The sequence below is a fragment of the Mycobacterium asiaticum genome (assembly GCF_001673635.1).
GTDB lineage: Bacteria > Actinomycetota > Actinomycetes > Mycobacteriales > Mycobacteriaceae > Mycobacterium > Mycobacterium asiaticum_C.
Genome location: NZ_LZMH01000069.1, coordinates 19358 through 34120, shown reverse-complemented (window position 1 = coordinate 34120; position 14763 = coordinate 19358). Strand labels below are relative to the sequence as shown.

General features: G+C 67.9%; 13 protein-coding genes. 10 read left to right on the top strand and 3 right to left on the bottom strand.

The annotated features are described in order from the left end of the window. Positions 1 to 233: 233 nt before the first annotated feature. Together A5645_RS18835 and A5645_RS18830 are read left to right on the top strand one after the other, a co-directional pair. Positions 234 to 3527, top strand: a complete 3294-nt coding sequence (locus A5645_RS18835; protein WP_065130653.1) for an error-prone DNA polymerase — start codon at positions 234 to 236, stop codon at positions 3525 to 3527. Positions 3528 to 3633: 106 nt separating this feature from the next. After that, positions 3634 to 4467, top strand: coding sequence for an oxidoreductase (locus tag A5645_RS18830; RefSeq protein WP_253867059.1), 834 nt, complete (start codon positions 3634 to 3636; stop codon positions 4465 to 4467). Between the two features lie 21 nt (positions 4468 to 4488). Here A5645_RS18830 and A5645_RS18825 read toward each other — a convergent pair whose 3' ends face one another. Further along, positions 4489 to 4899: a TIGR03667 family PPOX class F420-dependent oxidoreductase gene (locus A5645_RS18825; protein WP_065130651.1), complete on the bottom strand. Its 411-nt coding sequence runs from the start codon at positions 4897 to 4899 to the stop codon at positions 4489 to 4491. A gap of 23 nt (positions 4900 to 4922) precedes the next feature. On the opposite strand from A5645_RS18825, the gene A5645_RS18820 reads away from it, so the two are divergent. Beyond that, positions 4923 to 5567 carry a nitroreductase family protein gene (locus A5645_RS18820; protein ID WP_065130650.1) on the top strand — a complete coding sequence of 215 codons (645 nt, stop codon included), beginning with the start codon at positions 4923 to 4925 and terminating at the stop codon, positions 5565 to 5567. 255 nt (positions 5568 to 5822) lie between these two features. Here the strand turns inward: A5645_RS18820 and A5645_RS18815 are convergent, their stop codons facing one another. Further along, positions 5823 to 6287, bottom strand: coding sequence for a tRNA (cytidine(34)-2'-O)-methyltransferase (locus A5645_RS18815; RefSeq protein ID WP_065036046.1), 465 nt, complete (start codon positions 6285 to 6287; stop codon positions 5823 to 5825). Positions 6288 to 6354: 67 nt separating this feature from the next. Between A5645_RS18815 and A5645_RS18810 the strand changes: the two genes are divergently transcribed. The 7 genes from A5645_RS18810 (at position 6355) to A5645_RS18780 (ending at position 12221) form a co-directional block, all read left to right on the top strand. After that, a complete protein-coding gene (locus A5645_RS18810; RefSeq protein WP_065036054.1) occupies positions 6355 to 6960 on the top strand; it encodes a class I SAM-dependent methyltransferase in 606 nt (201 codons plus the stop codon). A 19-nt stretch (positions 6961 to 6979) separates the two neighbouring features. After that, complete coding sequence (locus tag A5645_RS18805) at positions 6980 to 7420, top strand: hypothetical protein (RefSeq protein WP_065130649.1); 441 nt, start codon at positions 6980 to 6982, stop codon at positions 7418 to 7420. 280 nt (positions 7421 to 7700) lie between these two features. Beyond that, on the top strand, positions 7701 to 10349 hold the full coding sequence (locus A5645_RS18800; protein WP_065130648.1) for a sensor histidine kinase: 2649 nt from the start codon (positions 7701 to 7703) through the stop codon (positions 10347 to 10349). Beyond that, positions 10346 to 10777: a roadblock/LC7 domain-containing protein gene (locus tag A5645_RS18795; protein ID WP_036353007.1), complete on the top strand. Its 432-nt coding sequence runs from the start codon at positions 10346 to 10348 to the stop codon at positions 10775 to 10777. Before A5645_RS18800 ends, A5645_RS18795 begins: the two co-directional genes overlap by 4 nt. Next, positions 10753 to 11121 (top strand): DUF742 domain-containing protein, encoded by a 369-nt coding sequence (locus A5645_RS18790; RefSeq protein ID WP_065036043.1) that lies wholly within the window; start codon positions 10753 to 10755, stop codon positions 11119 to 11121. The genes A5645_RS18795 and A5645_RS18790 overlap by 25 nt, the downstream gene beginning before the upstream one ends. Then, the gene (locus tag A5645_RS18785) at positions 11102 to 11668 is read left to right on the top strand and encodes a GTP-binding protein (protein ID WP_065036042.1); all 567 of its coding nucleotides are present in this window, start codon (positions 11102 to 11104) and stop codon (positions 11666 to 11668) included. Before A5645_RS18790 ends, A5645_RS18785 begins: the two co-directional genes overlap by 20 nt. A gap of 4 nt (positions 11669 to 11672) precedes the next feature. Beyond that, the gene (locus tag A5645_RS18780; RefSeq protein ID WP_065130647.1) at positions 11673 to 12221 is read left to right on the top strand and encodes a pentapeptide repeat-containing protein; all 549 of its coding nucleotides are present in this window, start codon (positions 11673 to 11675) and stop codon (positions 12219 to 12221) included. Between the two features lie 75 nt (positions 12222 to 12296). On the opposite strand, the gene A5645_RS18775 is transcribed toward A5645_RS18780, so the two are convergent. After that, positions 12297 to 14750, bottom strand: coding sequence for an ATP-binding cassette domain-containing protein (locus A5645_RS18775; RefSeq protein ID WP_065130646.1), 2454 nt, complete (start codon positions 14748 to 14750; stop codon positions 12297 to 12299). Between the last annotated feature and the right edge of the window lie 13 nt (positions 14751 to 14763).

Sequence of the window (14763 nt, the reverse complement as noted above, 5' to 3'; positions counted from 1 at the left end):
CCCCGCCGTGTTTTTTCAACTTGTACCAGTATCCGGATGGGGTCTGCACGGCGGTAGCCCCGCCAGGTTAAGAACGTGTGTTCCAATTGAAGTTGTGTTTAACTGCGGCGATGCCGCGCCGGGGTGTGCTGCGGGCAATTTGTTACAAAGCCGTTTGAAAAGCGTTCGGAAGTTCGCTCCGGCCAGTTAGCGAAGACTTCATCCATCGAACTGATGTTCGATATACTGGCCAGATGGGCTGGCACAATGGACCGCCCAGCTGGTCCGAGATGGAACGGGTGCTGGACGGAAAACCGCGCCACGCCGGCGCGCCCGTTCCGGTGCGGCCGGCCGATGATGCCCCGCTTTCGTCCAAGCGCGGGACGTACACCGCAAAGCCGGACGGGCGCCGGGCCAAATCGTCGGTCGCGTATGCCGAGTTGCATGCGCATTCGGCGTACAGCTTTCTCGACGGGGCCAGCACGCCGGAGGAGCTGGTCGAGGAGGCCGCCCGGCTGGACCTGCGCGCGCTTGCGCTGACCGACCACAACGGCTTGTACGGGGCGGTGCGGTTCGCTGAGGCCGCCGCCGAGCTCGACGTGCGCACTGTTTTCGGCGCCGAGCTGTCATTGGGGGCCTCCTCGGTATCGGAAGCGCGCACCGAGCAGCCGGACCCACCCGGGCCGCATCTGTTGGTGCTGGCCCGTGGGCCCGAAGGGTATCGGCGGCTGTCCCGGCAATTGGCCGCGGCGCATCTGGCCGGTGGCGAGAAGGGCAAGCTGCGCTATGACATCGATGCGCTGGCCGAGGCGGCCGGTGGGCATTGGCACATTTTGACCGGTTGCCGCAAAGGCACTGTGCGCCTGGCCCTTTCCACTGGTGGGCCGGAGGCGGCAAAGCGGGCGCTGGCCGAGTTGGTGGACCGGTTCGGCGCCGAGCGGGTCAGCATCGAATTGACCCACCACGGCCAGCCGCTCGATGACGAACGCAACGCGCTGCTGGCCGGGCTGGCGGCACCCTTCGGCGTCGGGGTCGTCGCCACCACGGGAGCGCACTTCGCCCATCCGTCCCGTCGCCGGTTGGCCATGGCGATGGGCGCGGTCCGGGCCAGGCAGTCTCTGGATGCGGCCGCCGGCTGGCTGGCGCCGCTGGGTGGCTCACATCTGCGGTCGGGGGAGGAGATGGCCCGGCTGTTCGCCCAGCACCCCGACGCGGTGACCGCGGCCGCCGAACTCGGGGAGCAGTGCGCGTTCGGTCTGGCGCTGATCGCACCGCAGCTGCCGCCGTTCGACGTGCCCGACGGGCACACCGAGGACAGCTGGCTGCGCTCGTTGACCATGGTGGGCGCCGCCGACCGCTACGGGCCGCCCGACGCGGCGCCGCGCGCCTACGCCCAGATCGAGCATGAACTGAAAATCATTGCGCAACTGCAGTTCCCGGGTTACTTCCTGGTGGTCGACGACATCACCCGATTCTGCCGGGAGAACGACATCCTGTGTCAGGGCCGGGGGTCGGCGGCAAATTCCGCGGTCTGCTATGCCCTCGGTGTCACCGCTGTCGACCCGGTGGCCAACGATCTGCTGTTCGAACGGTTCCTGTCGCCCGCCCGCGACGGGCCACCCGACATCGACATCGACATCGAGTCGGATCAGCGGGAAAAGGTGATCCAATACGTCTACGACAAATACGGCCGCGACTACGCGGCCCAGGTGGCCAACGTCATCACCTACCGGCCGCGCAGCGCGGTGCGCGACATGGCCCGCGCCCTGGGCTTTTCGCAGGGGCAGCAGGACGCCTGGAGTAAGCAGATCAGTCACTGGTCGGGGCAGCCGGGGGACATCGAAGGCATCCCCGAGCAGGTGGTCGACCTGGCCAACCAGATCCGCAACCTGCCCCGGCACATGGGAATCCATTCCGGGGGCATGGTGATCTGCGACCGGCCGATTGCCGACGTTTGCCCGGTGGAATGGGCGCGGATGGAGAACCGCAGCGTTCTGCAGTGGGACAAAGACGACTGCGCGGCAATCGGTTTGGTGAAGTTCGATCTGCTCGGGCTGGGCATGCTCTCGGCTCTGCATTACGCCAGGGACCTGGTGGCCGAGCACAAAGGCATCGAGGTTGACCTGGCCCGGCTCGACCTCTCCGAACCGGCGGTGTACGAGATGCTCTCGCGCGCCGACTCGGTCGGAGTGTTCCAGGTGGAGTCACGGGCGCAGATGGCCACGTTGCCCCGACTGCGGCCCCGGATCTTCTACGACCTGGTGGTGGAGGTGGCGCTGATCCGCCCCGGCCCCATCCAGGGCAATTCGGTGCACCCGTACATCAAGCGGCGCAACGGTATCGAGCCGGTGGTCTACGACCACCCGTCCATGGAACCGGCCCTGCGCAAGACGCTGGGGGTGCCGCTTTTTCAAGAGCAACTGATGCAGCTCGCGGTCGACTGCGCCGGGTTCTCGGCCGCCGAGGCCGACCAGTTGCGGCGCGCCATGGGCTCCAAACGCTCGACCGAGCGGATGCGGCGGTTGCGTGGCCGGTTCTACGACGGCATGCGCACCCTGCACGACGCCGATGACGAGGTGATCGACCGGATCTACGAGAAGTTGGAGGCGTTCGCCAACTTCGGCTTCCCGGAAAGTCACGCGCTGTCCTTCGCGTCGCTGGTGTTCTATTCGTCCTGGTTCAAGCTGCATCATCCGGCGGCGTTCTGCGCGGCGTTGCTGCGCGCTCAGCCGATGGGTTTTTATTCGCCGCAGTCACTGGTGGCCGATGCGCGGCGGCACGGGGTGCTGGTGCACGGCCCGTGCGTCAACGCCAGCCTGGCGCACGCGACGCTGGAGAATGCCGGCACGGAGGTCCGCCTCGGGCTGGGCGCGGTCCGCCATATCGGCGACGACCTCGCCGAGAAGCTGGCTGGCGAACGAAAGGCAAACGGCCCGTTCGCTTCTCTACTGGATTTGACGTCGCGGCTGCAACTCTCCGTGCCACAGACCGAGGCGTTGGCGACGGCCGGGGGGCTCGGTTGTTTCGGGATGTCCCGGCGCGAAGCGCTGTGGGCGGCCGGCGCCGCGGCCACCCAGCGGCCGGACCGGCTACCGGGGGTGGGCTCGTCGTCACACATCCCGGAGTTGCCCGGGATGAGCGAGCTGGAGTTGGCCGCCGCCGACGTGTGGGCCACCGGCGTCTCGCCGGACAGCTACCCGACCCAGTTCCTGCGCGCGGACCTGGACGCGATGGGGGTGGTGCCCGCAGCCGCGCTGGGATCGGTGCCCGATGGAGACCGGGTGCTGATCGCCGGCGCGGTGACCCACCGCCAACGGCCCGGCACCGCGCAGGGGGTGACGTTCGTCAACCTCGAGGACGAGACCGGGATGATCAACGTGCTCTGCACGCCCGGGGTTTGGGCGCGCCATCGCAAACTGGCGCACACCGCGCCGGCGTTGCTGATTCGAGGCCAGGTCCAAAACGCAAGCGGCGCAATCACTGTCGTGGCCGAGCGGATGGGCCGCATCAGCCTGGCGGTGGGCTCGAAGTCACGGGACTTCCGGTGATGGCGAGCAGACGCAAAAGCACCCATTTCGGGCCGAAAATGGGTGCTTTTGCGTCTGCTCGCGGTGTGCCGCACAGTATGGGGGTCCAGTGACAGAAGGAGGCATGGTGTCGAAGGTCTGGTTCCTCACGGGAGCTTCTCGCGGCTTTGGTCTTGAGATCGCACGCAAGATCCTCAACCAGGGTGATCGCGTGGTCGCCACCGCGCGGCGCGCCGATCAGATTCCGGCGCAATTCCCCGATGCCGGGGACGCCCTGCTGGCCGTCGACCTGGATGTCACCAACGCCGACCAGGCGACGGCCGCGGTCCAGGCCGCCGTCGACAAATTCGGGCGGATCGACGTGCTGGTGAACAACGCGGGCCGGGGACTTCTCGGGGCGGTTGAGGAATCGTCGGACGCTTCGGTTCGTGCCGTCTACGAGGTCAACGTGTTCGGCACCCTGACCATGCAACGCGCGGTGCTACCGGTGATGCGCCGCCAGCGCTCGGGCCACATCCTCAACATCAGCTCGGTCGGTGGGCTGCAAGGCGGACCCGGGTTCGGGGTGTACTGCTCGACCAAATTCGCGATGGAAGGGTTCAGCGAGGCGCTCGCACAGGAGGTCAAGCCGCTCGGCATCTGGGTGACCATCGTCGAACCCGGCTATTTCCGCACCGATTTCCTCGATGCGACCAGCCTGGGCACCGAAGAGACCATCATCGAGGACTACGCCGCGACCGCGGGCGCGGTGCGCGCCCGCGCCGCCGACATCAACCACAGTCAGCCGGGCGACCCGGTCAAGGCCGCCGCGGCCATTGTCGACATCGCATCGGCTGCCGAGCCGCCGCTACACCTGCTGCTGGGCACGGACTGCGTCGCGGCCGTCGAGAACAAGATCAAGCAGCTGCAGACCGACATCGACAATTGGCGCAGCGTCTCGGTGTCCACCGACCTGGATTAGCCGGCTGACGAGCGGAGCGCGTTAAGCGGTGGGTGTGGTCCACACTTTCGTCGGAGTGATCCGCAGTCGCGTGCTGTAGTTGCTCATTGCGTCGGTCAAGCCGAATTGCTCGGCGTCTGCACGGTATTTCGCCCAGTACGGTTCGTCGTCTCGGCAGTCGACTCCGGTGGCGTCCACCGCCGCCGTCCCCCCGATCACGATGATGCCGCCGCCGTTGCCGTCCGAATCCAGATTCAGGCTCACCTGCGGGCGGGCCGCGATGTGGGCGACCTTGGCGGCGTGGGGTTCGGTGTAGACCGTGAGCGTGGTGCCGTCGAAGTAGAACCAGATCAACCGCGGCACCGGCTGCCCGGACTTGGCGACAGTGGTCAGCCAGCCGTAGTGGTCGACGGTGAGCCTGCTGGAAACCTCTTGCGTCAGTTCGATGCTCATGGCGCCAACGGTAGCCTGCAGCCATGACACTCAACCTGACCGTCGACGAAGTCCTGACCACCACCCGCTCGGTCCGCAAACGTCTCGACTTCGACAAACCGGTGCCGCGCGAAGTGCTCATGGAATGCCTCGAGCTGGCGCTGCAGGCGCCCACCGGCTCCAATTCGCAAGGCTGGCAATGGGTTTTCGTCGAGGATCCGGAAAAGAAGAAGGCGATTGGGGACGTCTACCTGGCCAACGCTCGCGGCTACCTGAGTTCACCGGCGCCCGAGTACGGCGAAGGTGACACCCGCGGCGAACGGATGGGGAAGGTGCGCGACTCGGCTTCGTACCTGGCCGAGCACATGCACGAGGCGCCGGTCCTGCTGATCCCGTGCATCCTTGGCCGGGAAGAGAAGTCGCCGTTGGGCGGGGTGTCGTTCTGGGCGTCGCTGTTTCCGGCGGTGTGGAGCTTCTGCCTGGCGCTGCGCTCGCGCGGGCTGGGCTCGTGCTGGACCACCCTGCACCTGCTCGGTGACGGCGAGCGCACGGTGGCCGAAGTGCTCGGGATTCCCTACGACGAGTACAGCCAAGGCGGCCTGTTCCCGATCGCCTACACCAAGGGCATCGACTTCCGGCCGGCCAAGCGGCTGCCGGCCGAAAGCTTGACGCACTGGAACGGGTGGTGACCGTCCCGGGTTGTCCCCCGATCGGGGGACACGCAATTCATCCCAGCTATCACCTGTCGGTGGACACCGCTATCAACTGCAGTCGGGCAATCTAAGGACACAAGGTTTTACCGACAAGTTTCACCGAGAACACAGTCACCGAAGGAGCTTTATTGATCTGCCCGTGACCACAGACTGCGGCATGTTTCCTCCCCTGCCCCCCTGAACATGCCCTGTAGAAAGCAGGCTCGTGTACGCACGAGCCTGCTTCTGCGTTTACCGGGCGCCCGAATAACCCTGTTGCCGCCAGGCCTCGTAGACGGCGACTGCCGCGGCGTTCGACAAGTTGAGCGATCGCCGCCCGGCCAGCATCGGAATGCGCACCTGACCGGTGATGTGGGGATCGGTGAGTGTGACCTCGTCGAGTCCCGTGGGCTCGGGACCGAACATCAGCACGTCGCCCGGTCGGTAGTCGACGTCGGCGAATCGCGTCGTGGCCGCAGCGGTGAAGGCGAACACCCGCGCCGGCGCCAGCACCGCCCACGCATCGTCGAGCGACGCGTGCACGGTGACCGAAGCCAGGTCGTGGTAGTCCAGACCGGCGCGACGGAGCTTGGGCTCGGACAGGTCGAAGCCGAGGGGTTCGACCAGATGCAGTTCGCAGCCGGTGGCGGCCGCCGTGCGGATGGCATTGCCGGTATTGGGGGCGATGCGCGGTGAGTAGAACAGCATCCTGAACACAACAGGCATCCTGCCGGTACGCCGCGGGCACGAAGCGCAGCGGTTGGGACCGGGGACAATGGTCGTCATGGTCGAGCAGAGCCTGTGGATGCGGAAGGTCGCGGCCGATCCCGGACATTCGCACTGGTATATCGAACGGTTCCGCTCGATGGCGCGCGCCGGCGACGACCTCGCCGGTGAGGCCCGCCTGGTCGACGCGGTGGCGCCCCGGCACGCCCGCATCCTCGACGCCGGCTGCGGCCCCGGCCGGCTGGGCGGCTATCTGGCCGCGGCCGGTCACGACGTCGTGGGCGTCGACGTGGACCCGGTACTGATCGAGGCGGCCGAACAGGACCACCCGCAAGGGCACTGGCTCGTTGGCGACCTCGCCGAACTCGACCTGCCTACCCGTGGGATCCCCGAACCGTTCGCCGTGATCGTCTCCGCCGGCAACGTCATGACGTTCCTGGCGCCGAGCACCCGCGTGCAGGTGCTGAGCCGGCTGCGCGCCCACCTTGCCGCCGACGGCCGGGCGGTCATCGGCTTCGGCGCCAATCGGGGTTACGGGTTCGATGAATTCCTCGACCATGCGGCGGAGGCCGGTTTCACCCCGGACCTGTTGCTGTCGACCTGGGATTTGCGGCCGTTCACCGCAGACTCGGATTTCCTGGTTGCAATACTGCGAGCGTCCTAAGCGGTACTAGCCTCACTGCATGACGGGCGCGGACTATGGCAACAGTCGATTCGGGTTAGCGCGGGTCGAAGTACTGGGTCGTACCGACCGCATCGAGCCTCGGCGGCTCGCCATGCTCAACCGGCTGCCCGACTACTTCGTAGCTCAGGGCTTCGAGCCGGACCTGTATTTCCGCGAGCCACTCGGCGCCGCGTCGGGGAGCCTTGAGGAGATTACGCTGGTGCTCGGGGCGCGCGTGGCGTCAGCAGATGTCGGTTTGGCCGCTTGGGCGGCGATGACGGCGGTCGCTGGATGGGTCCCCGAGCGCATTCGGCTCGATCATCCCGATGCGGACCGATCTGTGCTGCAGCCCTTCGTTTCGCTGTGCCTGTACGCGGGCGACGGTGTGCGACTTACCATCGCGAGCATCACCACTGACGGCGCCCTCTACCGCTTCATCCATCCAGCCCTGCATGCGTGACGCCGCCACGTCCCTGGGTCGAAAAGCGGAGGCTGGGTCGGAAAGCGGAGGCTGGGTCGAAAAGCGGAGTTTGCCGGGGCGAACTGCCGGTGTGCGAGGCCTGCGGCAGCGGACCTTATCTACTCAGTAACAATTATGGAGACCTCGGCTGGGTGGTGACATACTCGTCGGATTGCCAGGCAATTGCGTTCGCGGCCATCTGCCGGGGCGGGCGAAATAATGCAGCAGGAAGTTTGATGAGCCTCTCGTTTCACGCGGCCGGCGGCACGGCCGTGCACAGATGACCATGTTCGCCCGCCCGACCAACTCGGTCGCGGCGGTCCCGGGCGACGCACCCGCTGTGGCGGCGGCGGCGCGCGGCCCGAAGCGCCCGCCGGCCTGGTCGCTGCGCAACTGGCCGGTGCGGTGGAAAGTCCTGGCGATCGCGCTGGTCCCGTTGGTGCTGGCGACGGTGTTCGGGGCCCTGCGGGTCGAGCAGGAGATGGCCAATTCGAGTGGTCTGCGGCTGGCGGCGGCCCGCGCCAACGTGATCCCGGCGATCACCAAATACATGTCCGCACTGGATGTGGCGCTGTTGGCGGGTTCCACGGGCCGCGACGTGGAGGGTGCGAAGAAGAATTTCGCCGCCCGCAAGTACGAGTTGCAGACGCGGCTGGCCGATACCGACGTGATTCCCGACGTCAGGTCCGGCGTGAACACCCTGCTCAACGGCGGCCAGGCGCTGCTGGACAAGACGGTGGACAACAGCATCGGGCTGCGGGACCGGGTCACCACCTACGCGCCGTTGTTGCTGACCGCCGAGAACGCGATCAACGCGTCGGTGCGTGTCGACAGCGAGCGGATCCGGTCGCAGGTGCAGGGCCTGAGCCGGGCCGTCGGGGCGCGCGGGCAGATGACGCTGCAGGAGATTCTGACCACCCGCGGCGCCGACCTGCCCGAGCCGCAATTGCGCACCGCGATGATCACCCTGGCCGGCACCGAGCCGTCGACCCTGTTCGGGATGACCGAGGTGCTGGGGGTCGGTTCGCCGGATGCGAAGAACCTGCAGCAGCAGATGGTGAGCCGGATGGCGATCATGTCGGATCCGGACAGCGTGCTCGTCGACAACCAGGACCTGCTGCGTTCGATCCACACCACCCAGGGGATCGCCGAGCAGATCATCAACGACACCACGGGGTCGGTGACGACCTCGGTGCAGGACCAGGCCACCGCGCGGCGCGACGCCGCCGTCCGCGACGCCGTGCTGACCCTGGCCGCCATGGCCATCGCGCTGCTGATCGTGCTGTTGGTGGCGCGGGCGCTGGTCAAACCGCTGCGGGTGCTACGCGACGGTGCACTCAAGGTCGCCCACACCGACCTGGAGGGTGAGATCGACCGGGTGCGCGCGGGCGCCGAGCCGACTCCCGAGCCGCTGCCGGTGTACACCACCGAGGAGATCGGGCAGGTCGCCCACGCCGTCGACGAGCTGCACACTCAGGCGTTGCTGCTGGCCGGCGACGAAGCCCGGCTGCGGCTGCTCGTCAACGACATGTTCGAGACCATGTCGCGGCGTAGCCGTTCCCTGGTGGATCAGCAGCTGGCGCTCATCGACCGGCTGGAGCGCAATGAGGAGGACCCCGAGCGGCTGGACAATCTGTTCCGGCTGGATCACCTGGCGGCGCGGCTGCGCCGCAACAGCGCCAACTTGCTGGTGCTGGCCGGCGCCCAGATCTCGCGGGACCAGCGGGAGCCGGTTCCGCTGCTGACGGTGATCAACGCCGCAGTGTCCGAAGTCGAGGACTACCGCCGCGTCGAGATCGGATCCGCCGCCGATTGCACGGTGCTCAGTGCGGCGGCGGGCGGCGTCATCCATCTGCTCGCCGAGCTGATCGACAACGCGCTTCGCTACTCGCCGCCCAACACACCCGTGAAGGTTTCCGCGGTCCGCGGCAGTGGGGGAGGTGTGCTGCTGCGCATCGCCGACGCCGGCCTGGGCATGACCGAGTCGGACCGGCGCATGGCCAACATGCGGCTGCAGGCCGAACGGGACGGCACCCCCGACCCGACTCCGGAGAACGCCCGGCACATGGGGCTGTTCGTGGTCGGCCGGCTCGCGGCGCGGCACGGTCTGCGCGTGGGGTTGCGCGGTCCCGCCAATGGCGAAGCGGGCACCGGCACGACCGCCGAGGTGTACCTGCCGCTGAACGTGCTTGTCGAGGGTCAGGAACGTCAGGCCGCAGAAAAAGCCGCGGCGCCGCAGCGCCAGTTCTTCGCCGTGCGGCCTCCGGAACCCGACGTGGCAACCGTCGGGACGGCTCTGCATGACGGTCGCACGCAGGCCGGGACGCCGGTGACGTCGCTGCCGCGCCGCAGTCCCGGATCCAGCGGCATCACCGGTGTACCGGCGCAGCCAGAGGAGCAGCAGCCCAAGCAGAAGCGCCCGCTGCCCACGCCGTGGTGGGAGAAGGCCCCGCCGCAGCCGCAGCCGGCGACGTCGGAGCAATCCCAACCGGCAAAGGTCGCCTCGGACACCTCGGCTTTCTTCGCGCGCCGGCCATCGGCCGCGGCTCCGACGCCGCCACCGCCGCAACCACCCGATCTGAAACCGTCCGGACCGGCCGACGACGACGTCATCTATCAGCGGATGCTGTCGGAGATGATGGGCGATCCACACGAGTTGGTGCAGAGTCCCGACCTGGACTGGCAGACGGTGTGGGACCGCGGCTGGTCGGCGGCCGCCGAAGCCGCGGAAAAGCCCGTCGAGGCGCACACCGAGTCCGGCCTGCCGATGCGCACCCCAGGGGCTCGGCTGGTGCCCGGGGCGGCCGACCCCGACGAGCAGCCCGAGCAGCACCGCGATCCCGAAGCCATCCGTGCCACCATCGGGAACCATTTCAGCGGCGTGCGCACCGGACGGTCGCATGCTCGTCAGGAAGCCGAGCAGCAATGACGGTGCAGTCGTCCTACAGCCCGCTGGACTGGCTGGTGTCGAAGTTCGTGCGTGAGGTGCCCGGCGTGGCACACGCGTTGCTGGTGTCGGTCGACGGGCTGCCAGTCGCGGCCAGTGAGCACCTGCCCCGGGAACGGGCCGATCAGTTGGCCGCGGTGGCGTCCGGGCTGGCCAGCCTCGCCACCGGCGCCGCGCAACTGTTCGAGGGTGGGCAGGTGCTGCAGTCGGTGGTGGAGATGCAGAACGGCTTCCTGCTGTTGATGCGCGTCGGTGACGGCTCACACCTGGCGACCCTGGCCATGCCGTCGTGCGACATCGGCCAGATCGGTTACGAGATGGCCGTTCTGGTCGAACAGGTGGGTAACGTCGTTCAGTCCGCCCGCCGTGCCGAGCCCGAGTCCCGATGGACGAACTCGAGCCACCGCTGACACCGCCGAGGTTGGTCCGGCCGTACACTTTGACGGCCGGGCGGACCGGCACCGACGTCGACCTTCCGCTGGAAACGCCGGTGCAGGCGCTGCAGGCGGGCCTGGCCCACGAGTGGCCGATCGACGACGTGCGGGGCAAGATCATCCGGTTGTGCGTCAGCACCCTGTCGGTCGCGGAAGTCGCGGCGCGGCTGGATATTCCGGTCGGTGTTGCGCGCGTCCTGATCGGTGATCTGGTCAGCGCCGACTACCTTCGGGTGCACAGGACCTTGACCGACCGTTCGACCCGCGACGAGCGACAGGAACTCATAGGAAGGACCCTGCGTGGCCTCAGGGCACTCTGAAGCACCCGGCACCGCGTCGACGAAGATCGTCATCGCCGGCGGCTTCGGCACCGGCAAGACCACCTTTGTCGGTGCGGTGTCGGAGATCATGCCGTTGCGGACGGAGGCGATGGTCACCGACGCCTCGGCCGGCGTCGACATGATCGAGGCGACGCCGGACAAGCGCACCACCACCGTCGCGATGGACTTCGGCCGCATCACCCTGGCCGAGGATTTGGTGCTCTACCTGTTCGGCACCCCCGGGCAGCGCCGGTTCTGGTTCATGTGGGACGACCTGGTGCGCGGCGCGATCGGCGCGATCGTGCTGGTGGACTGCCGCCGGTTGCAGGACAGCTTCGCGGCCGTCGACTTCTTCGAACACCGCCGGCTGCCGTTCCTGGTCGCGGTCAACGAGTTTGATGGGGCGCCGCGTTACCCGATCGACGAGGTCCGCAAGGCGCTGACGCTGCCCGAGCACATCCCGATGATCACCATCGACGCCCGCAATCGCAGGTCGGCCACCGACGCGCTGATCGCGGTGAGCGAATACGCGCTGGCCAGCACCTGATTCGTTGCCCGAGTGGACTGAGCGCGAATTCAGCGGCGAAGACTTCCGCGACGAGGATCTGGGCGGGCTGCACACCGAACGCGTGGTGTTCACCGAGTGCGATTTCAGCGGGGTGAACCTGGCCGAGTCCCAACACCGCGGATCGGCATTCCGCAACTGCACCTTCACCCAAACCACGCTGTGGCACAGCACATTTGCCCACTGCAGTGTGTTGGGCTCGGTGTTCACCCAGTGCCGGTTGCGGCCGGTCATCTTCGACGAAGTGGACTTCACGCTGGCGGTGCTCGCCGGCAACGACCTGCGTGGTGTCGACCTGAGCGGGTGCCGGCTGCGGGAAACCAGCCTGGTGGAAACCGACCTGCGCAAGAGCGTGCTGCGCGGCGCCGACCTGCGGGGTGCCCGGACCACCGGCGCGCGGCTGGATGACGCCGACCTGCGCGGCGCGATTGCCGACGCCGCACTATGGACCAGCGCTGCGCTGGTCGGGGCGCGCATCGATGTGCCGCAGGCGATGGCATTCGCTTTGGCGCACGGACTCCGGCTGGACGGGTGAGTTTCCCTGGGCGAGCAGACGCAAAAGCCCCCGCACGCACGGCGTGTCGGGGGCTTTTGCGTCTGCTCGCGCAACCTAGCGCTTGAGCCGGATCCGCCACCACACGATGCCGGAGTACACCACCGACAGCGCCGCCAGCATCCCCATGTCGAACAGCCAGGCGGTGCGGGAATGCGTCCAGTGGCTGTCCTCGGGACTCACCGAACCCGGCACCAGCTCGCGCAGGTTGACCGTGGCCGCCGACGCGCCATAGCCCCAGCGCGCCGGGACCACCCAGGACAGCTGGTCGAGGAAGACCCGATTCGTCACCGGCACAATGCCGCCCGCAAGAACCAGCTGCAGCATCAGCGACACCACCAGTAGCGGCATGATCTGCTCGTTGGATCGGGCGATCGCCGACAGCACCAACCCCAGGATCGCCGAGGCCACGCACGTCGCGGCGATGCTGGTGAACAGTTCAAAGCTCGGGCTGCCCAACAGCAGCGCCCGCTGGGTCGGCGCGCCCTTGCCCACCAGCACGATGATCGTCGCGATCGCCGCTTGCACGATCGCAAACCCGCAGAACACGGTGATCTTTGCGCCGAGGTAGGCCGACGTCGACAACCCGACGGCCTGCTCGCGCCGGAAGATGGCGCGCTCGCCGATCAGGTCGCGGATGGTCAGCGCGCTGCCCATGAACACCGCGGCGATGCTGAGCAGGTTCAGGATCTGCGCCGCCTCGTCCGGGGTGTCGCTCGTCGGCGAGGCCAGGCCGAAGCCCCGGTCACCCGGGACCGTCAACGACAGCGCACCCAGGATGAACGGCAGCACCGCCAGAAAGACGAAATACGCGCGGTCGTTCACCACCAGCCGCACCTGCCGCCGGGCGATCGTGGAGAACTGCCGGCGTGCGCTGGTATGCGCCGGCTCGCCCAGACCGCTGGGGGCCTCCGGTTGCTTGGCCGAGACCAAACTGTCCTGCGCCGCGCGTTGCGCGAGGAAGCGCCGGTTCGCCTCGTCCGGGTCGGCCCCGACCTTGGCGAAGATGTGCGCCCAATTCGTGGTGCCGAAGGCCTCGCCGATCTGACCCGGGGGACCCAGGTACGCGGTCTTGCCGCCGGGCGCCATCAGCAGCACCTGATCGCAGACGTCGAGGTAGGTGAGGGAGTGGGTGACCACCAGCACCACCCGGCCGGCGTCGGCGAGTTGGCGCAGCATCGTCATGACCTGCAGGTCCAGTGCCGGGTCCAGCCCGGACGTCGGCTCATCCAGGATCAGCAGCGACGGGCCGGTCAGCAATTCCAACGCCACCGACGCGCGCTTGCGCTGGCCGCCGGACAGCTGGTCGACCCGTGTCTCGGCGTGCTGGGTCAGCCCCAGTTCGTCGAGCACCTGCGCGATGACCTGGGTGCGGTCGGCCTTGGTGGTGTCGGGCGGTAGCCGCAGTTCGGCGGCATACCCAAGCGCCTGGTTGACGGTGAGTTGCCGGTGCACGACGTCGTCCTGCGGCACCATCCCGATCCGGCTGCGCAGGGACGCGTATTCGGTGTGGATGTTGTGGCCTTCGAACGTCACGACGCCGGAACCGGGCCGGGCGTAACCGGCGATGAGCCGGGCCAGCGTGGTCTTGCCGGCCCCGGATCCGCCGATGATGGCCGTCAGCGTGCCGGGCCGGGCGGTCATCGACACCTTCTGCAGCAACGCCTTTCCGTCGACGCTGAAGCACACCTCGTCGACCTCAAGCCCCCCGGTGCGGGTGGCGGCCTCGGTGCGGCGCACTAGCGTTTCACCGGTGAAAACCAGGTCGACGTTGCCGATGGTGACCACGTCGCCCTGGCTCAGCAACGCCGATCCGACCCGGATGCCGTTGACGAAGGTGCCGTTGATGCTATGGGCATCGCGGATCTCGATGCCGATGGCGATGGGCGCCAGGTACGCGTGCCGGCGCGAGGCCAGCACGTCGTTGACGACGATGTCGCAGTCCTCGGCGCGTCCGATCCAGGCGGTGCGCCCCACCGGCGGCGCCAACGACGGGTCGGCTCCCAGGACGTTGATGCCGCGGGTCGGAAACTGCGACACCGTGGTCACCGGGTTCAGCGGGTCGGTCGGCGCCGGATCGGGCGGCGGCTCGGGAGCGGCCTTGGCCCGCAGCGGAATTGCCGCGGTGCGCTGCGTGACGTCGTGTTGAGACTGACGTTGCGGCGGACGAAACAGTCGCGGCGGCGGCTTGGCGGCCGGCTGCCCGATCCGGAACACGACGTGCGGCCCGTCGGGCCGGGCGAGGTTGACCTTCATTCCGTCCTGGATGCCGACCAGCGGCACAGGCCTGCCGTTGAGGAAGATCCCATGGGGCGACTTGTTGTCGATGGCTTTCGCAATCCAGTTGCCCTGTTCGAAGCGCAACAGCAGATGGGCGCGAGCGACCAGCGGGTGCGCGACCCTCAGGTCGGCCCGGACGTCGCTGCCCAGAATCGCTTCCTGGCCGGCCGCGAACGTGCGTTGCGCCGGCCCGGCGCGAACGGTCAGCGCGGGCGGTTGAGCTTGGGTCATTCGTTCAGCTTGC